The organism is Pseudonocardia sp. OZ21, from assembly GCF_059359135.1.
In genome coordinates, this window is record NZ_JCADBN010000002.1 from 477,904 (window position 1) to 494,755 (window position 16,852).

17 protein-coding genes are annotated in these 16,852 nt (G+C 72.0%); 7 read left to right on the forward strand and 10 right to left on the reverse strand.

Annotation, left to right across the window (positions count from 1 at the left end):
- Positions 1-11 precede the first annotated feature (11 nt).
- Positions 12-137, reverse strand: a complete 126-nt coding sequence (locus AC5L35_RS05860) for a hypothetical protein (protein WP_495058508.1) — start codon at positions 135-137, stop codon at positions 12-14.
- Between the two features lie 17 nt (positions 138-154).
- Between AC5L35_RS05860 and AC5L35_RS05865 the strand changes: the two genes are divergently transcribed.
- Positions 155-856: a class I SAM-dependent methyltransferase gene (locus AC5L35_RS05865; protein ID WP_495058509.1), complete on the forward strand. Its 702-nt coding sequence runs from the start codon at positions 155-157 to the stop codon at positions 854-856.
- A gap of 57 nt (positions 857-913) precedes the next feature.
- Here the strand turns inward: AC5L35_RS05865 and AC5L35_RS05870 are convergent, their stop codons facing one another.
- The 3 genes from AC5L35_RS05870 to AC5L35_RS05880 all read right to left on the reverse strand — a co-directional run bounded on the left by AC5L35_RS05870 (position 914) and on the right by AC5L35_RS05880 (position 3,906).
- Positions 914-1,939 carry an L-idonate 5-dehydrogenase gene (locus AC5L35_RS05870; RefSeq protein ID WP_495058510.1) on the reverse strand — a complete coding sequence of 342 codons (1,026 nt, stop codon included), beginning with the start codon at positions 1,937-1,939 and terminating at the stop codon, positions 914-916.
- Positions 1,936-3,318, reverse strand: a complete 1,383-nt coding sequence (locus AC5L35_RS05875) for an MFS transporter (RefSeq protein ID WP_495058511.1) — start codon at positions 3,316-3,318, stop codon at positions 1,936-1,938. The genes AC5L35_RS05870 and AC5L35_RS05875 overlap by 4 nt, the downstream gene beginning before the upstream one ends.
- Before the next feature lie 183 nt (positions 3,319-3,501).
- Positions 3,502-3,906 carry a hypothetical protein gene (locus AC5L35_RS05880; protein WP_495058512.1) on the reverse strand — a complete coding sequence of 135 codons (405 nt, stop codon included), beginning with the start codon at positions 3,904-3,906 and terminating at the stop codon, positions 3,502-3,504.
- A 96-nt stretch (positions 3,907-4,002) separates the two neighbouring features.
- Here AC5L35_RS05880 and AC5L35_RS05885 point away from each other — a divergent pair, with 96 nt between their 5' ends.
- On the forward strand, positions 4,003-4,947 hold the full coding sequence (locus tag AC5L35_RS05885; RefSeq protein WP_495058513.1) for a lactate/malate family dehydrogenase: 945 nt from the start codon (positions 4,003-4,005) through the stop codon (positions 4,945-4,947).
- On the opposite strand, the gene AC5L35_RS05890 is transcribed toward AC5L35_RS05885, so the two are convergent.
- From AC5L35_RS05890 to AC5L35_RS05910, 5 genes are all read right to left on the reverse strand, one after another.
- Positions 4,938-6,716 (reverse strand): FAD-dependent oxidoreductase, encoded by a 1,779-nt coding sequence (locus AC5L35_RS05890; protein ID WP_495058514.1) that lies wholly within the window; start codon positions 6,714-6,716, stop codon positions 4,938-4,940. The genes AC5L35_RS05885 and AC5L35_RS05890 overlap by 10 nt on opposite strands.
- A gap of 107 nt (positions 6,717-6,823) precedes the next feature.
- Positions 6,824-8,254 (reverse strand): hypothetical protein, encoded by a 1,431-nt coding sequence (locus AC5L35_RS05895; RefSeq protein WP_495058515.1) that lies wholly within the window; start codon positions 8,252-8,254, stop codon positions 6,824-6,826.
- The gene (locus AC5L35_RS05900; RefSeq protein WP_495058516.1) at positions 8,251-9,990 is read right to left on the reverse strand and encodes an NAD(P)/FAD-dependent oxidoreductase; all 1,740 of its coding nucleotides are present in this window, start codon (positions 9,988-9,990) and stop codon (positions 8,251-8,253) included. Before AC5L35_RS05900 ends, AC5L35_RS05895 begins: the two co-directional genes overlap by 4 nt.
- Before the next feature lie 107 nt (positions 9,991-10,097).
- Complete coding sequence (locus tag AC5L35_RS05905) at positions 10,098-10,445, reverse strand: hypothetical protein (protein ID WP_495058517.1); 348 nt, start codon at positions 10,443-10,445, stop codon at positions 10,098-10,100.
- Positions 10,446-10,450: 5 nt separating this feature from the next.
- Complete coding sequence (locus AC5L35_RS05910) at positions 10,451-11,137, reverse strand: haloacid dehalogenase type II (RefSeq protein ID WP_495058518.1); 687 nt, start codon at positions 11,135-11,137, stop codon at positions 10,451-10,453.
- Between the two features lie 300 nt (positions 11,138-11,437).
- On the opposite strand from AC5L35_RS05910, the gene AC5L35_RS05915 reads away from it, so the two are divergent.
- The 4 genes from AC5L35_RS05915 to AC5L35_RS05930 all read left to right on the forward strand — a co-directional run bounded on the left by AC5L35_RS05915 (position 11,438) and on the right by AC5L35_RS05930 (position 15,363).
- Positions 11,438-12,211 (forward strand): SDR family NAD(P)-dependent oxidoreductase, encoded by a 774-nt coding sequence (locus AC5L35_RS05915; RefSeq protein ID WP_495058519.1) that lies wholly within the window; start codon positions 11,438-11,440, stop codon positions 12,209-12,211.
- A 239-nt stretch (positions 12,212-12,450) separates the two neighbouring features.
- Positions 12,451-13,476: a TRAP transporter substrate-binding protein gene (locus AC5L35_RS05920; protein ID WP_495058520.1), complete on the forward strand. Its 1,026-nt coding sequence runs from the start codon at positions 12,451-12,453 to the stop codon at positions 13,474-13,476.
- Between the two features lie 13 nt (positions 13,477-13,489).
- Entirely contained in the window at positions 13,490-14,059 is a 570-nt protein-coding gene (locus tag AC5L35_RS05925) for a TRAP transporter small permease (RefSeq protein ID WP_495058521.1), read from the forward strand.
- Positions 14,059-15,363, forward strand: coding sequence for a TRAP transporter large permease (locus AC5L35_RS05930; RefSeq protein WP_495058522.1), 1,305 nt, complete (start codon positions 14,059-14,061; stop codon positions 15,361-15,363). The genes AC5L35_RS05925 and AC5L35_RS05930 overlap by 1 nt, the downstream gene beginning before the upstream one ends.
- A gap of 65 nt (positions 15,364-15,428) precedes the next feature.
- Here the strand turns inward: AC5L35_RS05930 and AC5L35_RS05935 are convergent, their stop codons facing one another.
- Entirely contained in the window at positions 15,429-15,920 is a 492-nt protein-coding gene (locus tag AC5L35_RS05935) for a hypothetical protein (RefSeq protein ID WP_495058523.1), read from the reverse strand.
- Between the two features lie 89 nt (positions 15,921-16,009).
- Here AC5L35_RS05935 and AC5L35_RS05940 point away from each other — a divergent pair, with 89 nt between their 5' ends.
- A complete protein-coding gene (locus AC5L35_RS05940) occupies positions 16,010-16,831 on the forward strand; it encodes an SDR family NAD(P)-dependent oxidoreductase (protein WP_495058524.1) in 822 nt (273 codons plus the stop codon).
- The last annotated feature ends 21 nt before the right edge of the window (positions 16,832-16,852 follow it).

Below are 16,852 nucleotides of genomic sequence, written 5' to 3' on the forward strand. Positions count from 1 at the left end.
CACACCGGCAGTCACATCCGCGCCGCGATGGAGTCGAGGACCAGGTCCAGACCGAAGGCGAACCGGTCCAGCGCCCTTGCAGGGTGTGGGGCAGCGCCCCTGACCGTCTCCCACACCGGCGTCACAGTGACCGTCACCAGGCAGAATGGCGCGGATGAAGGACCACTCGCCGTCGCCGGCGTGGCTGGCGCGGCAGCCGGTGGACCGCACCGCTGCCGATCCGCGCCTGGACCTCGTGGCCGGGTCGATCACCCTGCACCACGGGCGGATCGGGTTCGTGCACCCCCGCGACGCCGCGGCGCTGCCGTACGAGGAGGACACCGCCACCCACGAGGCCTATCCGCCCTACTGGGCGGAGCTCTGGCCGAGCGCCGTCGAGCTCGCCCACGCCGTGTCCGCACAGGACTGGCACGGTGCCTCGGTGCTGGAGCTCGGGTGCGGACTGGGCCTGCCGGCCATCGCCGCCGCGCTCGCCGGCGGACGTGTGCTGGCCACCGACCGCTCGGCCGACGCGATCGCGTTCGCCGCGGTGAACGCCGAGAACAACGCGGCAGTCGTCGAGACCGCCGTGTGTTCGTGGAGCGACCCCGCCCCGCTGATCGCCCGTGCACCGTGGCAGCTCGTACTGGCCTCCGATGTGCTGTACGGGCAGCGGAACGTCGACCAGCTTCTCGACCTGCTCCCCCGGCTGCTCGACGGTGGCGGCGCGGCCTGGATCTCCGATCCGCAGCGCCCGCTGTCCGACGAGTTCCTCGATGCCGCGCGGGCGACGTGGCGCTCCGTGGAGACCACACCGACCCGGCTCCCGCAGATCCGGCTCCACCGCCTCACCGGGCCCCCGCCCGCGGTGCCGTGATCCGGTGACGTCACGCCGTGCCGGACGCCGGACCCAGATGGATGAACCGGATCACTCTCACCCGAGCCGGAGCATCACCTTGCTGCTCCCCCCGGCGGGATCGGCGGCCACGGCCATCGCCTCGCCCGCGTGGTCGAGGTCGAAGGTGTGCGTGATGATCGGGGCGACGTCGAGACCGCCGCGCAACGCCGCCAGGGCATCGCTGATCTCCTCGACGAACCGGTAGGACCCGAGCCAGGCGATCTCCCGGGTCACCAGGTCACCGAGGGCGGCCGGGGCGGCCGCGCCGGGCAGGTTGCCGACCTGGACCAGGGTGCCGCCGCGCGCGGTCGCCCGGAGCACGGGCCCGAGCGCCGCCGGGGCACCCGAGGCCTCGAACACCACCTCGACGTCCTCGGGCAGCGGGTCACCGGACGCGACGTTGCGTACGTCGTCGGCGCCCATGGCCCTGGCGACGGCGAGCGAGGAGTCGGCGATGTCCGCGGCGATCACCCGCGCCGCGCCGCGGTACTTCGCGGCCGCCACGACCAGGGAACCGATCGGGCCCGCCCCGTTGACGAGGACCTCGCGGCCGCGCACGTCACCTGCGCGGCTCACCGCGTGCAGTGCGACCGCGAGCGGCTCGGCCAGCGCCCCCCACTGCGTGCTCACGCCGTCCGGCAGCACCCGGACCTGCCCGGCCGCCACGACCTTGAGCTCGCTGAAGCCGCCGTCGGTGTGCGGGTCGAACGCCGCCGACCCGAAGTAGCGCACCCGTGGGTGCAGGTTGGTGCGTCCGGCGATGCGTGCCGGTAGCGCCGGGTCTCCGACCAGCCGTGCCGGATGGACGGTGACCGGCAGGCCGACCGGGAGGCCGGTGACGCCCGGGCCCAGCCCGGCGATGTGCCCGGCGACCTCGTGCCCCAGCACCAGGGGTTGCGTCAGCACGGCGGTGCCCGACGCGCCGTGACGCCAGTACGAGAGGTCGGAACCGCAGATCCCGCCCCACTCCATGGCGATCAGCACCTCGCCATCGCCCGGTACCGGGTCGGGGACCTCATCGACCCGCAGGTCACCCGGTCCGTGCACGACGACCGACCTCATACCGCGTCCTCCAGCCGGACCAGGTCGCGGCCGCGGGTCTCCGGGGAGAGGTACGCGGACACGAGCGTGACGAGCGAGTAGACACCGAGCATCGCGGCGATGGGCCACCAGTGGTGGGTGACCGCGGTCAGTGTCGCCGCGAGGATCGGGCCGATCGCGGTGGTGAGAATGCTGCCGATCTCCTTGGCCAGCGCGAGCTGCGTGAACCGCGTGCGCGAGCCGAACAGCTCCGCCATCGTCACGCTCTCCAGGGAGAACAGCCCGAGGACACCGATGTTCAGGCCGAGGACCATCGCGACGATCACCGCTGCCGTGTTGCCGCTGGTCAGCATGAGCATCATCGGGACCGCGAAGACGATGGTGAGCGCGCTCAGGCCGATGTACAGCGGGCGCCTGCCGAACCGGTCGCCCAGCAGGCCGACCAGCGGGACCGTGGCGAACCCGATCAGCGAGCCGTAGACGATCGAGCCGGTCGCGACCGACTTGTCGACGAGCAGGGTCGTCGCGAGGTACCCGACCAGGAACGTCTGCACCAGACCGGAGTTCCCGGCCTGCCCGAACCGCAGGCCGAGAGCGAGCAGGAACGCCGTGCCCTTGCGCTGGCGCAGCCCCGCCTCGACCGCGCTCCGTCGCTCCCGCTCCGCGGCGGCGGCCACCTCCTCACGGGGCAGCGCCGCGCCGTCGACCACGTCGGGGCGCTCCTCGAAGACGGGGCTCTCCCGCAGGTTCCGGCGCAGCCACACCGCGAAGATCATGAGGACGAAGCTCGCGAGGAACGGGATGCGCCACCCCCAGGAGAGCAGCTGCTCGTCGGACAGCACCGCGATGAGCACGGCCCACAGCCCGGACGCGACGAGCGTGCCCGAGTTGGTGCCCAGCGAGGCGAGCGAGGCGACCAGCCCACGTCGCTTCGGGGGTGCGTACTCGGCCAGCATGACGGTGGCGCCGGCGATCTCCGCACCCGCGCCGAAGCCCTGGAGCAGGCGCAGGACGACGAGCAGGATCGGCGCGGCCAGGCCGATCGACTGGTACGGCGGCAGCGCACCGATGAGAGTGGTCGAGATCCCCATCAGCGCGATCGTGAGGAACAGGACCTTCCGGCGGCCGATCCGGTCGCCCATCCGTCCGAAGTAGATGGCCCCGGCGAGGCGGGCGACGTATCCGACGCCGTAGGTGGCCATCGCCGCGATCAGGCCGACGGCCGGGGCGACGTCGGGGAAGAACAACCGGTCGAACACGATGGCCGCGGCCAGCGAGTACAGCTGGAAGTCCATGAACTCCATGGCCGTGCCGAGCCATCCGGACACCGCGGCCCGGCTCAGGTCGTGAACCGATCTCGTAGCGGCACCCACGGGCGCGGCGGGCGCGTGGTTGCTCATCGTGTGCTCCTTTGCTCAGCGAGCCGTGGCCTGGTGCGGCAGCCTCGTCAGCCGGCGCGTTGGGGAGCGCGGGCGCCCGGATCTCAGCCGGGAGCGGCCACGACCTTGTGTGGCAGCACTTGTATACAAGTACGTCGTCAGGCGGTCCGTCAAGCCGACGATCACGATCGTCCCCATCGCCCCCTACATCCGGGCCGGGGCGCACGCGAGTTCTGCCGGGATCAGCCGTCGGGGGACCGCATCTGCCGGCAGCTCCGGGTCCCCGATGGCGACGGTGCTGTTCTCGCGATCGACCATCGCATCGCCCAGTGCGTTGAGCGCGTCGACGGTCCTTCTGGTTTCCTCGGGTGTGCTGCTGGGCAGGTGCTCGTGGGGGAACATCTCGGAGAGCCGGGCGAACAGATAGCCGAAGGACGTCGTCCCGACGAACTCGGCGATGTTCACGGACTCGTGCACGACCCGGCTCAGAGCGCTCTCGGTGCCGGGTTCCTGGAGGCTCTTCTCCGCCTCGGGGTTGTTGTCGACGAGCGCGTGGCTCCCGTGGGACAGCTCCGCGAGGACCCGGGTCGGCCTGCCAATGCCGGTCATTCGGTGCTCCCTCATGTCGGTGCACCGAGCGTGCGGGCGGCGGACCGGCCCTGGCTTCCGGGAACTCCCTACACCTGGCTACCGAGAGGAAACGTCATGAAGATCGGAGTGATCGGCGCCGGTGCGGTCGGGGCCGCGACCGTGACCGCCCTGATCCGCACCTTCGACGCCGCGGCCGACATCGTGGTCGTCGACCTCGACAGCGCGAAGGCCGCCGGCCTGGCCGCCGACACCGGCTACGCCGCCGCTCTCGTGTCAGGGGCGACCGTGCGGGCGGGTGGCTACGAGGAGCTCACCGGCGCGCATCTGGTCATCGTCACCGCAGGCGTCAACGAGAAGGCAGGCGGGGCGACCGACCGCAACGACCCGCGCGGCCGGCTCGTGCTCGTCCCGCAGAACGCCGCGGCCTACGCGGAGATCGTCCCCGCGGTCGTCGCGGCCGCTCCCGAGGCGACCCTGCTGGTCGTGACCGATCCACCGGACCCGCTGGCCGACCTCGCCCGCGCGCTGGCCGGCCACGACCGCGTGGTCTCGACGGGCACCGTCATCGACTCGCTCCGTTTCCGCTTCCATCTCGCCCGCGAACTGGACGTCGCCACCCGCGACGTCGACGCCTACGTCCTCGGTGAGCACGGCACGTCGGAGGTGTTCTGCTGGTCGAACGCCACGGTGGGCGGTACTCCCGTCCTGGACGTCTTCGCCGCCTCGGGCCACGACCCGGCGGAGATGCGCAGCCACATCGAGTCGACGGTGCGGTTCGGCAACATCACGATCATCGACGGCATCGGCGCCAGCCAGCACGGCATCGGAGCCGTGGTCGGGCGGCTGGCCCAGGCGATCGTCACCGACGAGCACGCCGTGCTGCCGGTCGCCTCGTTCCGTGCCGACTACGGCGTGACCATGGCCCTGCCCTCGGTGCTGGGCGCAGCCGGTGTCCTGCGCACGATCGCACCGAAGCTCGACGACGGTGAGCGCGAACTGCTGGACAGGAGCGCGCAGGTGCTCCGGGAGGCGAGCCGCACGGCGCTCGCCTACCGGTGACCTGACCGATCCCGGGGGCAGCCGCGGGCGAGCACCGTGGACAGCACCCGGTGCAGCTCGGCCGCCGGGTCGTCGACCCGGCCCGCCGAACGCCACGCCACGTGCGCGTCGGGCCGGACGAGCACACAGCCGTCCTCCCCGACCTCCCGCGCGCGTGCCCAGTCCTCGTACAGGTCGATGTACTCCCGGCCCGGGCCGATCACGTGCGCCACGAGCTCCAGCCCCATGTCCTGCGCCGTCTTCGCGGCCGCGACGGCCCACTCCTCGCCCGAGATGCCGGTGAACAGGCAGAACCGGCCCTTGCCCGCCAGATCGTGCGTCGAGACCCGCCGACCGTCACGTCCCAGCCAGACGTGCGGCAGCCGCGCACCCGGCCAGGTGGTGGCGTGGTGGTACAGCTCGGGGTCACGGGTGTACTCCGGCTCGGGCGTGCCGTCGGGCACCACCGCCGCCGAGGAATACCGCTGCCCCAGCTCCACGCCGTGGGAGTTGAACTCGTAGTTCTTCAGCTCCAGCGCCGCACGCAGCTGGGCCCGCTGCCGCGCTGCCTCCGGCGTGTTCGTGGCCCGCGCCTCGATGTGGCGGCGCATCACCTCCGGGTCGTCGGTGCCGGTGATCCCGAGCGCCTCGAAGATCGCGCCGAACTCCTCGATACTCTGGTTGGCCCGCAGCACGATCTGCTTCCCGACCGGCGTCCGCTCCGCGTCGTAGGAGTCGAGCAGCGCCTCGCCCGCGCTGCCGCGCAGCACGTAGGCGAGCTTCCAGGCCAGGTTGTAGGCGTCCTGGATCGAGGTGTTGGAACCGAGCCCGTTCGACGGCGGGTGCCGGTGCACCGCGTCGCCCATGCAGAACACCCGCCCCGCCCGGTAGCGGGTGGCGTACATCTTGTTGTTGCCCCACAGCGACGTGGACCGGATCGTCACCGGCACCGTGTCGTCCCCGACCAGCTCGTGGACGATCGAGATCGCCATCTCGTCGTCGACCTCGGGCGGCGGCTGGCTGATGTCGTAGCCCCAGACGATCAGCCACTCGTCCCACGGCCGGACCATGCGCACGAGCCCGAGCCCGATCCCGCCGATGTCGGCGCCGGGCTGGAGCACCCAGTACAGGACGCTCGGCCGGTGCTCGACGAGGTGGCTGAGATCGGCCCGGAAGACGATGTTCATCGAGCCGGCGACGTCCATCTCGCCCTCGAACGGCAACCCGACGTCCGCGGCCACCATGCTCCGCCCGCCGTCGGCGCCGATCACGTACTTCGCCCGGATGTCGTACTGGTGCCCGGTGACCCGGTCCCGCACCGTCACCGTCACGCCGTCCGCGTCCTGCACCAGCCCGACGTACTCGGTGTCGAACCGGATCCGGCTGCCCCGCGACGCCGCGTGCCCGATCACGATCGGCTCCAGGAACGTCTGCGGGATGTCGCAGTTCGACGACGGGCTGGCCAGCGTGTAGTCCGCCTCCCGCGCCGGATGCGTGCCCCAGGTCCGGACCCGCCCGATCTCGTCGCCCACCAGGCTGGTGCAGAACACCGTCTCGCCCATCAGGTCGTGCGGGGTGGCCTGGGCGAGCACGTCGTCCTCGATCCCCAGGTCGCGGAAGATCTCCATCGTCCGCTGGTTGGTGATGTGTGCCCGCGGCGTGTTCGCCGTCCAGCTGTACTTCGTGACCACCATGTGCTGGACGCCCAACGTCGCCAACGCGAGCGCCGCACCCCCACCGGCCGGCCCGCTGCCGATCACCAGGACGTCGGTCTGCAGATCCTCGCTCAAACTGTGCCTCCAGCACGATGCGGTCGCGGTACAGGGGTCGCCATCGGATTCTGGCACCCGGCCCGCCGGTCTCGATCACGGTGGGGTGCACCGTCGCGGGGGCTCGACTACGCGCCGGTGAGCAGGATCGGCAGGGTCACCGCGACCAGGACCGTGAGCACCCACACGGCGGGAGCGGCACTGAGCACCTGCTCGCGCCGGGCCGTCACCCGGGACGCCTCGATGTCGCTCCGGGTCATCCACCACGGGTCGATGCCTGCCTCGAGCCAGTAGTAGACGGCCCCGAGCCCCGTCCCGTAAGCGAGATGCCCCACGAGGGACGGGAACTGCGTCGCGAGGGTGGCGGGGTCCCAGTTGAGGGTTCCACCGCTCAGCACGGGCAGCAGCGTGAGGTCACCGAGAACCCACCAGAAGAAGCCGTACGACACGCCCCACCCGATGCCGGACAGGACATCGAAGCTCTGGCGCCGGAACAACACGGCGTAGGTGACGCCGATCAGCGCCGAGATGACCAGGTGGACGACCAACCCGACCGAGGTCCCCCGCCCACCGACGATCCTCGCCACCGTGGGCAGCGCGCCCACGAGGACCATCACCACGGTGAACAGCAGGCCGCCGACGACTCCGGCCAGCACGCCGTACGCCGTGGCTCGTGGTCCCCGCGCACCGGGCGGCTCGACCTCGATCTTGCGGACGTCGTCGAGGAACAGGCCGCGCAACCACAGCCCCAGCCAGGTGAACACCACGGCCGTCCCGGCTCCGAGGAGCAGGTACCCGGGCAGCTGCCCCGCCACGGACGCGGCGTCGGGCCGCGACCAGCCGAGCCTCCCGTCGCGCACCAGCGGCTGCAGCGTCAGCTCGACCACGACCCAGGCCGCGAACCCGTAGACCGTGCCGCGGGCCAGGGCCGGCCCCGTGGGTTCGGGCCGGCCCGTGAAGATCAACGGATAGAGGACACCGGCGACGAGCCCGGTGAGCAGCCAGGCCCACGAGCCGCTCTGGAAGTCCGGAACCCGGGTCAGCAGCGCGGCACACGCCGTCCCGGCAACGGCGCCCCGCACGACGGACCCCACCGACGGGACGCGCCGCACGGTCCGTACGCCGCGCTGGAGCAGGACGAATACCCCGGCCACGGTCGCCCCGTAGAACAGGTGGCCGACCAGGCTCGGGAGCAGGGTCTCGGCATGCGCGGCGCTCCAGTCCACCGGCATGCCCTGCAGCAACGGCAGCAGCGTCTGAGGTCCGAGGAACCACCAGACCGCGCCGTACACCAGGCCCCAGAACAGCATGTCCCGCACCCGGATGCGGAACCGGATCACGAGCAGGCCGAAGACCGCTCCGATGATCACCGCGATCAGCATGTGCAGGATGAACCCGACGACGGCGGAGTCGGTGCGCAGGATCGAGGCGATCGTCGGCAGCGTCCCGAACACCGCCATCGCCGCGCCGAACACCACGCCGCCTGCGACGCCGGCAAGACCTCCCGCGATCGCCGCCCGCCGATGCGGGATCTCGTCGGTGACGGTGGCGGTGCTCATCGTTGGCTCCCCACCACGACGTCGTCGTGGACGGGGGCCTTCGCGTCCGTCGTGACCACGATGTCGCGCGGGAAGGCCAGGTCGAGCAGCCAGTCGAACAGCACCCGGATCCGCTTCTCGACGCCGGGCAGCTTCGCCAGGTAGACACCGCGCCACAGGAACCAGGCAGCGAGCCCGGAGAACCGGATGCCCCGCACCTCCCCCGCAGCCGTGCGGTGCCCCAGTGCCACCAGCACGCCGATCGTGCGGAAGCGGAAGGCACCGGGTTCCCGGCCCGCGATGCTCGTCACGATGTTCGCGGCCACCACCTTGCCTTCGCGGATGGCGTGCTGGGCCGTGGGCGGATAGAACTCGCCGTCCCGGCCGGGATCGGGTATCCGGGCACAGTCACCGATCGCCCACACCCCGTCGAGGTCCGGCACGCGCAGCTGCGCATCGGTGGGCAGCTGCCGACCCGTACCGGACAGATCGGCGGCGAGCGGCGCGGGACGGTTGCCCGCCGTCCACACGAACGTCGTCGTCGGGATCTCGTCGCCGTCGGCGAGCCGGACGTGGTCGGCGGTCGCCTCGGCCACGCGCGTACCGCCGCGGAACTCGATCCCCCTGGCCTCCAACCGTTCCAGCGCGTACGCCCCGAGGTCCGGCCCGAGCTCCGGCAGGATCCGGTCGCCGGGGTGCACGAGCACGAACCGCGCGTCCTGCTCGCCGATCGCGGGGTAGAACCGGATCACCCCGAACACCAGGTCGTACAGCTCGGCGATGGTCTCGGTGCCGGCGAAACCGGCGCCGGCGACGACGAACGTGAGGAGCCGTCGCCGCTCGGCGGGATCGCGCTCCTGCTCGGCGCGCTCCAGCAGACCGATCACGTGGTCGCGCAGCCGGGTGGCGTCGGACAGGTTCTTGAGGGTCCACGCGTGCTGGTCGACGCCCGGCAGCCCGAACGTGTGCGGCACCGAACCGACGGCCAGCACCAGGTGGTCGTAGGCGATCGTTCCCGCCCCGTCCGCCAGGCGCACGGTCCGGGCCACCGGGTCCACCTGGTCGACCCGCCCGTGCCGGAACCGCGTGTGGGACGCCGAGGCCCGCACCGGCGCGCTGATGTGCCGCGCCTCCAGCGCCCCGGAGGCGACCTCGGCGAGCATCGGGGTGAACAGCAGGTAGTTGGAGTCACTGACCAGCGTCACGTCGACCGGGGCGCCGCGCACGGCGAGCCGTTCGAAGGTCGTGGCCGCGCTGACGCCCCCGAAGCCACCACCGATGATCACGATCCGGACCAGTGGCTGCGACGGTGGGGCCGCTGCCCCCGCTGTCCGTTGCGCCCGGAGCGAGAGGAGCACCGCCAGCAGGGCACCCGCCAGGCCGCCCTGCAACAGGTCGCCGACGAGCAGCGGGTAGCTCGCCACCGCCGAGGCAGCCGACCAGGTCAGGGCCTGGCCAGCCAGCAGCGGGACGAGCGTGAGCGAGTAGAGCAGCCACCCGACGCAACCCAGCAGCACCCCGCCACACGCCGACTCGGCAATCGGTGACCGGGAGTGCCCGGATCCGGTGGTCACGCCGAGCAGCGCCCCCAGGACCAGGGCGTAGATCGCGTAGCCGAACCACGCGGGCGCCCCCACGACCATGCCCTGGAAAGCCATGACGACCCCGACGACGACACCGCCGGCCAGGCCGGCGACGACGCCAGCCGCCACGCGTTCCCGCAGTGCACGCCGGGCAGGCGGGGTGGACTCATGCATTGAAGTGCGCCCTCCATTCAGCTGTAGGACGAGCGTGGCACGCGTCGAGGAGCGCGCGTCTTACGAGACGAGGACGTGGGCTCGGTCCGCCCGTGGACCGCGCCCGCTCAGCCTTCGGGGGGCGCGCCGGCGCGCGAGGACGACACGATGATGTCCGCCCAGGACCGGCCGCCCGCGCGCAGGCACTCGACCGTGGGCCCGTGCGGGTCGCCGTACCTCTCGACGTTCCGGCGGTACAGGCGCGCGCGCCGGGCGGGCGAGGTCAGGCCCTTGTACCGCTCGGCCAGCGCCCGGCGCTCCGCGTGCAGGATCCGCGCGACCGCCTCCTCCGACAGCCCGGAGGCCGTCAGCGACGCCGCCCGGTCCGCCAGCGCCGCCACCTCGCGCAGGTAGGCGACCCGCAGCGAGCGGTCACGGACACCCTCCTCGGCGCAGCGGCTGTGCCGGTCGTGCACCGTGGTCAGGGGCGCTGCCTGCCGGCGTCCATCGCGATGATCCGGTCGACCACAGCGGCGATGTCCGGACCGACGATGTCGGGCCGGCGCCCGAGCGGGCTCAGGACCATTCCGGGGCGGGCCACGAACGCCGCCCGGCAACCCGCGGCCAGTGCACCCGTCACATCCCACGAGTGCGCCGCGACCAGCCGGACTTCGGAGATCGGGACTCCGTACGCGTCGGCGACGGCCTGGTACGGCTCCCGAGCCGGCTTCAGCCGCTTGACGGCGTCCGCGGAGATCACGCGGTCGAAGAAGTCCCGGATACCCGCGTTCGTCAACTGCGTCTCTCCCACCGACTCGAGGGAGTTCACGAGGGCGACGGCCACCAGGCCGGTGTCCCGCAGCGCTCGAAGGGCCGCCGGGACCTCGGGGTGGGCCGGCAGGGAGCTCATTCTGAGCACCATCGCCGCGGCCTCGTCCTCGCCGACGGCGACGCCGTGGCGTTCGGCGAGCATCAGCATCGCCGCGTGCTGCGCGCTGCTGAAGTCGACGTAGTCGTCGACGAGACCGCCGACGAACGACAGTTGCAGCATCTGCGCGAACCACTGGCCGCGCAGCGCCGCCGATCCGAACAGCCGCTCGAACTCCGGGTCGAGGGCGCGGAGGTCGAGCAGGGTCTCGTTCACGTCGAAGGCAATGATCGTGGGCACGGTCACCTCTCAGGGATCGTTGATCAGCAGGGCCGGGCGGCGGAGCGGTCGCGGAGCGAGGCGGAGAGGGCGAGGCCGGTCAGAGCGCCGCCTACTCTGGTGTCACAGTCGGAGCCTAGTCCCTTCTGGAGCGCATACTCCATTGTCGCCCGTCCTGCGGACGTCAGAATCGCCACCGGCACGCGTTCCGGAGTTGACAATCCAGAGCTCGCGAGTACGAATGGAGTGAACCATCCAGACAGGAAGTGAGATCATGGGCGAGCAGGTCGGTGGACGTACGATGGCCGGGCAGATGCCCCGATGAGCACCACGTTCGCGCCGAGGAACGCAGTCGTGACGGGCGCCGGGCGCGGGATCGGCAGGGCTGTCGCGGTCGAGCTCGCCGGCCCCGGCGTCACCGTCGCCCTACTGGCCCGGTCCCCCGACGAGCTCGCCGAGACCGCCGCACAGGTGCGGGCTCGCGGCGGCACCCCCGTCGAGATCCCGGTGGATCTCGCGGAGCCGGAGAAGATCGGTGCCGCCGTGGAGCGCGCCCGCGAGGCCGCAGGCACGATCGACACCCTCGTGAACAACGCCGGGGTCGTGTGGCCGCTCGGCCCGACCGCGGGGGTCGACCCGCAGGAGTGGGCGAGGGCGATCACCGTCAACCTCGTCGCGGTCACCACTCTCACCCTCGCCGTGCTGCCGGGCATGCTGGCGCAGCGCCGCGGCCGCATCGTCAACGTCTCCAGCGGCGCCGCCGCGCGGCCGGACTCGATGATCGGCGGCAACGCCTACGTCACCTCGAAGACGGCGCTCGAAGCCCACACGCTCAACCTCGCGGCCGAGCTCGCCGACTCCGGCGTCACCGTGAACGTCTACCGCCCGGGAGCCGTCGAGACCCCCCTGCAGGACTGGATCCGGGGCCAGGATCCCGAGCAGATCGGCGAGGGCCTGCACGAGCGGTTCGTCCGGATGCACGCCGACGGTGTCCTGATCACGCCGGAACACACGGCCCGCTGCCTGGTGGCGCACCTGGGCGGCGCCGACACCGGCCGCGTCTGGACCGTCGCCCCCGAACCCGCCCCAGCCTGAGCGCGCCCACCGCTCCCGCGGGCCCTCCGGGCCCCGGGAGGGGCCGCGGCCGCCCCACGGAGGGTCGTCGGCGTGTAGTGCTTCCCGCCGCATCCGTTCGGGTGATACCTCTTGTCCCCTCACTTCATCGACGAGGGGAGCCTCCGTGGCCATGGACGTGCTGCGCCGGCCGGGGCCCGCCGGACCGTGGGCGGTGCACGCATGACCCGCCGGGCCGCGTGCGGGACGGTGGTGCTCCGATGACCGGGCGGCCCATCGGGCGCCGGTCGTTCCTCGGGTACGCCGGGCTCGCCGGCCTGGCGCTTTCCGGGTGCGCGGGGCCGGGGGCGGCCACCGGCACCATCACCACGGCCACGTACATCCCGGCGTCCTACGACGACCTCTACCCCGGCATCCAGACCTTCATGGACACCCTCGCCGCGCAGAGCGGCGGAACGATGACCTGCGAGATGTTCGACTCGGGCACCCTCCTCGGCGCCGAGGAGCTGCTGCCCGGCCTGCTGCTCGGGGTCGCGGACGTCATGTTCCAGACAAGCTCGTACGTGTCGTCGAGCTACCCGATCCTCGGGGCGATGGAGCTCCCGTTCGGTGCCGAGGACTTCGCGAAACAGCGGCGCGCCATCGACCCGGACGGCCCCTTGTTCGCGCTGGTGAACGCGCAGCTCGCGCGGCAGGGCGTGCGACTGCTCGGCGGCATGCCGTGCACGTTCGAGTACCTGTGGACGGTCGACAGGCCGATCCTGAGGCCCGAGGACGCCCGCGGGCTGCGGATCAGGGTGGCGGGCGAGATCGAGGGTGAGACCGTGAAGGCGCTCGGCGCAGCACCCGTGTTCATGGGCTCGTCGGAGGTCTTCGAGGCACTGGAGCGGGGCACGATCGACGGCCTCATGAGCTACATCGGCACCGTGGTGTCCCGCGACCTGCAGGAGATCATCCGCTATGCCACGCGGGCGCACTTCGGCGCCTACACGGTGGACGCCTACTGCCGGGCCGACTGGTACGACGGCCAGCCGCCGGATCGGCGGGCCGCCCTCGACGCGGCGGGGCGCGCGCTCTACCGCGACGGCACCGAGGTCATGGCCGGTGTGCACGAGCGGGACTACCTGCCCGCCGTGACCGAGGGCGGGGTCCGGGTCGTCGAGCCCGACGGCGCAGAGCTGGCCGCGTTCCGCGAGGCCGTCGCGCCCGTGTACGGCCGCTGGCACGACCTGCTGGACGATCCCGCCGTCGCCGCAAGAGCCCTGCAGTCGATCGAGAACGCCTGAGGAGCTGATTCCCGTGCTGACCAGGGCAAGGCGGGCGGTGCTCGCCTGCACGCGGGCGATGGCCGTCGTCGCGATGGCCGTCGTCGGCGTCATGATGCTGACGATCACCTATGACGTGCTCGCCCGCTTCCTGTTCGCCGCCCCGACCGACTGGGCCTACCCCCTCAACTCCGTCGGGGTCCTCGTCGCCACGATGCTGGCCGTGCCGCACCTCTGGGCCACCGGTCACCACATCTCGATGGATCTCGTGCACCGCGCGCTGCCACCGGCAGCACGTCGGGTCGCCGACGTCGTGACCACGATCGCGACCTGTTTCCTCGGGGTGGTACTTGCGGTCACCGCCTTCCGCGCGATGGTCGTGGCGTACGCCGGCGGCCTCACCGGCGCAGGCACGTTCAACATCCCGCTCTGGGTACCGGACGCCGTGCTGTTCGTGACCGGGGTGTTCCTGGTGCTCGCCGCACTGTTGTTCCCGCCGCGCCCGACCGATGACGTCCCGGCCGCCGTGCCCGGCGACGTGGACGCGCGGGCGGAGCAGCAGGGCGCTTCACCGTTGACGGGGGCGCCGGGGGCGACGCCGTGATGGCCGACGGAGCGATCGTCACGTTGGCCGTCGTGCTGCTGCTCGTGCTCATCGGGCTGCGCACGCCGATCTTCGTGGCGCTGGCGGTGGCCGGCATCGTGGGCCTGCTCGGCCTCGGCGGCCTCACCGGCGTGGCGCTCGTCCCGCTCGCGCTGGTGGCGCAACTGCAGGAGTACGCGCTGGTCGCGGCGCCGCTCTACATCCTGCTCGGCGAGGTGCTGGCGGTCAGCGGGCTCGGCCGCGACCTGTTCGCCGCCGCGCACCGGTGGTTCAACCGCGTGCCCGGTGGCCTGGGCGCGTCGGCGATCGGCTCGTCCACGCTGTTCGGTGCCATGTCCGGTGTCTCGATCTCCTCCGTCGCGGTGATCGGGCGGATGGCGGTGCCCGAGATGCTGGAGCGCGGTTACAAGCCGGCGTTCGCCAGCGGGGCGGTAGCCGCGTCCGGGGCGCTGGCCATGCTCATCCCGCCGAGCCTGATGTTCATCCTCTACTCGTCGGTGACCGGCGAGAGCGTGGCTGCGCTGTTCGCCGGCGGCCTCCTGCCGGGACTGCTGCTCTCCGCCATGATGATCGGCTACGTCGTGCTGCGGGCGAAGGTGGCGCCGGCCAACGCTCCGGTCGACGAGGAGCGGTTCACCTGGGGCGACCGCTTTGCCGCCCTCGGCAGGATCTCGCCGGCGCTCGTGCTGATCGCGCTGGTGCTCGGCTCGATCTACACCGGGATCGCCACCCCGACCGAAGCGGCAGCCGTCGGAGCGCTGGCCGCGTTCGGCGTCACCGGCGCGATCTACCACAAGCTCGGCTGGACCAACCTCAAGAAGATCTTCGTCTCCACGGCGCAGGTGACCGCGGCGGTGCTGGCAATCGTCGGGTCGGCGTTCGTGTTCACCCAGATGCTCGTGGTGGCACGAGTCCCGGACGCGGTGACGGGCTTCGTCGTCGGGCTGGACGTCCCACCCACGGTGATCATGATCGGGATCATGCTGATCCTGATCGTGCTCGGATGCCTCGTCGACGCGGCGTCACTGCTGCTGGTCGTCACCCCCATCCTGGTACCGGCGATCACCGAGCTGGGCTTCGACCCGCTCTGGTTCGGCGTGCTGCTGGTGGTCAACCTGGAGATCGCGGTGATCACCCCGCCGGTCGGGCTCAACCTCTACACGATGAAGTCGGTGGTACCGGAGCTCGATCTCGGCGACATCTTCCGCGGGATCGCGCCGTACATCGTCATCGAGGGAGCGTTGCTCGGCATCCTGATCGCGGTGCCGGAGATCGCCACCTACCTGCCAGGACTGCTTGGGTGACCACCCCTGTGTCACAAGTCGCCGGCACGACGACAACACCCGCTTGCGGCGCCCGGTGCACCGGGTCAACCGGACGTACCGATGAAGTCGTCAGGCGAACAGCCGAGCCGATAGGGCGCCGGCATCACGTCATCGGGCCGACCGGAAGCCGGGAGCACGACTCCCGATGTGTTCCACATGTCGACGACCAGCCGGGTCCCGCGGCCGTCCTCGATGAGGGCCGTGTCGCGATCGAGCTCACGAACGAGGACGGCCCGGTCGAACCGCTCGGCCTCGACCTCCGGGTAGGTGGCGTCGCCGCGCCCGGCCAGGCCGGCGTACTGCGAGCACGACGTCTGCTGGGCCTGGAAGAAGGCCAGCGCGCCGGCAGGGATCTCGACGGGGACGGGCTGCGGTGGGCCGGGCGGCGGCCCGAGCCTCTCCAGAACGGCAGTGGTGCGCCCCGAGCCGTTCACGCCGCCGGACCCGGCACCGAGCTCGTCGATCGACGGCTCTCCGGCGCACCCTGCAGTGAGCGCAACTGCCAGCAGGACGAGAGTGGCGCCCGGTAACCGCACCCGGCGGACCCTAGGGGGAGCGGTGGCCCCGGCGGAGACGGGGCCGTCGGCGCCCCGCCGGCCGGGAACATGTGCGCAGAGGAGGGGTGTTGACCGAGCTCCCCCACCCCGTCGTGGTCGTCACCGGGGCTGCCCGTGGCATCGGACGAGCCGTGACGAACGGGTTCCTGCGCGAGGGGGCCGCCGTCGTCGCCGTGGATCGCTACCCGGTGGGCGCGGAGCCGTTCGAGGGGCCCGACCCCCACCGCGTCCTCGCCGTCTCGGCCGACATCACCGACGGCGACAGCGTCACGGCTGCCCGGGACGCCGCCCTCGACCGGTTCGGCCGCGTCGACGTCGTCGTCTGCAACGCGGCGCTGCGCCAGCGGAGCCTGTTCGAACCGACCGGACTGTCCACAGTGGTGGATGCGAGCGACGCGGACTGGCGGGCGATGTTCGAGGTCAACGTCATCGGCACCCTCACCGTCATCCGCCGGTTCGTCCCGGTGCTGGCCGGGGCGGGCGGCGGGAGCATCATCGCCGTCGGCACGATCGGCCCGATGACCCGGGTGGTGGAGCCGGGAGTGTGGCGGGCCGAGCGCTCCGCGGGGCTCAACCAGCCCTACGAGGCGTCGAAGGCCGCACTGACCAGCATGATCCTCTCCCTCGCCGCGGAACTGCGCGACCACGACATCGCCACGAACGTCCTGATCCCCGGCCCGACGATGACCACCGGCTCAGCGGAGATGGCCGCCGCGCGCGCCGCCACCGGGTTCGTGAACCCGCCCTACCTGCGCCCCGAACACGTCGTCCCGGCGGCGCTGCATCTCGCGGGCCAGCGCGGCGTGACCGGGCAGACCGCCACCGCCGTCGATGCCGTCGCCTGGAACGACGAGCACGGCTTCGGCGGCCCGGAACGGTGGCACGCGTAGCCCGGGTCCGCCCAGCCACCA